The 2,839-nt window shown below is 64.2% G+C and carries 3 protein-coding genes; all 3 read left to right on the forward strand.

The features are described from left to right. Positions 1 to 71 precede the first annotated feature (71 nt). Positions 72 to 1,088 carry a sugar ABC transporter substrate-binding protein gene (locus tag EN742_RS30445; protein WP_189347617.1) on the forward strand — a complete coding sequence of 339 codons (1,017 nt, stop codon included), beginning with the start codon at positions 72 to 74 and terminating at the stop codon, positions 1,086 to 1,088. Between the two features lie 160 nt (positions 1,089 to 1,248). After that, positions 1,249 to 2,313, forward strand: a complete 1,065-nt coding sequence (locus EN742_RS30450) for an ABC transporter permease (protein ID WP_126055824.1) — start codon at positions 1,249 to 1,251, stop codon at positions 2,311 to 2,313. A gap of 2 nt (positions 2,314 to 2,315) precedes the next feature. Next, a partial coding sequence (locus EN742_RS30455; RefSeq protein WP_148670368.1) for an ATP-binding cassette domain-containing protein occupies positions 2,316 to 2,839 on the forward strand: 524 nt, incomplete at its 3' end.

The following is a 2,839-nucleotide window of genomic DNA, read 5'->3' on the forward strand; positions in this document are numbered from 1 at the left end:
CTTGAGACGCCGGGTGGCCCGGCGTCCGCAATGGTTCCACTGGGAGGAAAATCGTGACCAAGAAAGCACTGCTGAAGTCCACCGTGTTTGCGGCCGCCGGGTTGGGCCTGATGGCGTTCGCCTCGACGGCATCGGCCGCCGGCGTCGGCGCCTGCCTGATCACCAAGACTGACACCAATCCCTTCTTCGTCAAGATGAAGGAGGGTGCGACCGCCAAGGCCAAGGAACTCGGCGTCGATCTCAAGACCTATGCCGGCAAGATCGACGGTGACAGCGAGAGCCAGGTGGCGGCGATCGAAAGCTGCATCGCCGACGGCGCCAAGGGTATCCTGATCACCGCATCCGACACCAAGGGCATCGTGCCGACGGTGAAGAAGGCGCGTGACGCCGGCCTGCTGGTGATCGCGCTTGACACCCCGCTCGATCCGATCGACGCGGCCGACGCGACCTTCGCCACGGACAATCTCGAAGCCGGCAAGCTGATCGGCGCCTGGGCCGCCGCGACGCTCGGCGACAAGGCCAAGGACGCCAAGATCGGCTTCCTCGACCTGACCCCGTCGCAGCCGACCGTGGACGTGCTGCGCGACCAGGGCTTCATGATGGGCTACGGCATCGACGTGAAAGACCCCAACAAGATCGGCGATGAGGACGATCCGCGCATCGTCGGCCATGACGTGACCAACGGCAATGAAGAGGGTGGCCGCAAGGCGATGGAGAACCTTCTGCAGAAGGACAACACCATCAACGTCATCCACACCATCAACGAGCCGGCCGCGGTCGGCGCCTACCAGGCGCTCAAGGCAGTAGGCCTCGAGAAGCAGGTGCTGATCGTCTCGGTCGACGGCGGCTGCCCCGGCGTCAAGTCGGTCACCGAAGGCGTCATCGGCGCCACTTCGCAGCAATATCCGCTGCAGATGGCCGCGCTCGGTATCGAGGCGATCGCCGCTTTCGCCAAGGACGGCACCAAGCCGAAGCCGACCGAAGGCAAGAACTTCTTCGACACCGGCGTCAACCTCGTCACCGACAAGCCGGCCAACGGCGTCAAGTCGATCGACACCAAGGAAGGCCTCGACAAGTGCTGGGGCTGATGCTGGGCTGACCGGCACATAAACCTTGCGGCTGGGGCTTGATCCCCGGCCGCATCGGGTGGACGATGCGCTTTCGTTGGCGCTGACAATCCAGGCGACAGACCGGAATGCGTGAACGGGACGGGGAGCCGTGAGAAGCTCCGCGCAGACGGGAGGAGATATGTCTCAGATTCAGGAATTCGAGAAGGTTCTCTCGAGCAGCGACACCAGCGTCGCCGCCTTCGATGAGCACGGCAAGTCATTAGTCAAGCGCGCCCAGCATTTCCTGCACTCCACGCCGGCCGCCGTGCCGCTGATCGTGCTGGTCTTGTCGATCATCATCTTCGGTATCGCCATCGGCGGACGGTTCTTCTCGTCCTACACACTGACGCTGATCCTGCAGCAGATCGCCATCGTCGGCATTCTCGGCGCCGCCCAGACGCTGGTCATCCTGACCGCCGGCATCGATCTGTCGATCGGCGTGATCATGGTGATTTCGGCCGTCATCATGGGCAATTGCGCCATCACCTACGGTATGCCGACCATTCTCGCGGTGGTGGTAGGCCTTGCTGCAGGTGGCGCCTGCGGGCTGCTCAACGGCCTGCTGGTCGCCTACATGAAGCTGCCGCCGTTCATCGTCACGCTCGGCACCTGGAACATCGTCATGGCCACGAATTTCATCTATTCGGCCAACGAGACGATCCGCGACGCCGATGTCGATGCGCAGGCGCCGCTTCTGCACCTGTTCGCGATGAGCTTCAGGGTCGGCTCCGCCGTGCTGACAGCCGGCGTCATTGCCACGGTCGTGCTGGTGGCGGTGCTGTGGTATGTGCTCAACCACACCGCCTGGGGACGCCACGTCTACGCCGTTGGCGACGACCCCGAGGCGGCGAAGCTGTCGGGCATCCAGACCAAGAAGGTGTTGATCGCCGTCTATACGCTCGCCGGCCTGATCGCCGCTTTCGCGGCTTGGGTCTCGATCGGCCGCAACGGTTCGATCTCACCGTCGGCCGCCGTCACCGACTACAATCTGCAGGCCATTACCGCGACCGTGATCGGCGGCATCTCGCTCTTTGGCGGCCGCGGCTCGATCCTCGGCACGCTGTTCGGCGCCATGATCGTCGGCGTCGTCTCGATGGGCCTCAACATGCTGGGCGCCGATCCGCAATGGAAGGTGCTGCTCACCGGCGTGCTGATCATCGGCGCCGTCGCGATCGACCAGTGGATCAGAAAGGTTTCGGTGTAGTCATGACCCAGCAGCCTGTCCTCACCGCGCGCGGTCTCACCAAGCGCTATGGCCGCGTCACAGCGCTCAACAACTGCGACTTCGATCTCTACCCGGGAGAAATCCTGGCGGTGATCGGCGACAACGGCGCCGGCAAGTCGACGCTGATCAAGGCGATCTCCGGCGCGGTGCACCCCGACGAAGGGACCATCGAGCTGGACGGCAAACAGGTTCTGTTCAAGTCACCTATCGAGGCCCGCGAAGCCGGCATCGAGACCGTCTACCAGAACCTGGCCTTGTCGCCGGCGCTGTCGATCGCCGACAACATGTTCCTCGGCCGCGAGATCCGCAAGCCCGGCCCGCTCGGCAGCTGGCTTCGCATGCTCGACCGTCCGGCGATGGAAAAGCGCGCCCGCGACAAGCTCACCGAACTCGGCCTGATGACCATCCAGAACATCAGCCAGGCGGTGGAAACGCTGTCCGGCGGCCAGCGCCAGGGCGTGGCGGTGGCGCGTGCCGCCGCCTTCGGCTCGAAAGTGGTGATCAT

Source organism: Mesorhizobium sp. M4A.F.Ca.ET.020.02.1.1 (assembly GCF_004022645.1).
Lineage (GTDB): Bacteria > Pseudomonadota > Alphaproteobacteria > Rhizobiales > Rhizobiaceae > Mesorhizobium.